At 76.3% G+C, this 279-nt stretch carries 1 protein-coding gene; it reads right to left on the bottom strand.

The window, feature by feature from the left end:
• The coding region (locus SAZ04_RS21875) for a hypothetical protein (RefSeq protein ID WP_332699644.1) at nt 1-279 on the bottom strand (279 nt) is incomplete at both ends.

Here is a 279-nt window from a genome sequence, read left to right as displayed (position 1 = left end):
CAGACGCTCGGGACCGCCGTCAGCACCTGCGCGGCGGCGCGGACGAACTCGAGCTGGCCCTTGGTCGGACTGATGCGGCCGACCATGCCCACGACCGGGGGAGCGGGCGCCGCCGACCTCGGATGCCGGGCGATCTGGTCCGGCGCAAGGCCGGGATGGGCGACGGTGAGACCCCGCGCCCCCGGAAGGGTTGCCGCGGTGGCCTCGGAGTTGGCGATGACGACGCGCGGCGCGACGCGGGCGAGCAGGCGCACGAGCCGGACCATGCTGCCCGGCAGG

It is taken from the genome of Halalkalibacter lacteus (assembly GCF_036663595.1).
Lineage (GTDB): Bacteria > Bacillota > Bacilli > Bacillales > Bacillaceae_D > Halalkalibacter > Halalkalibacter lacteus.
Note: the sequence above shows the minus strand (reverse complement) of the source record. Positions and strands in the feature narration are given on the sequence as shown.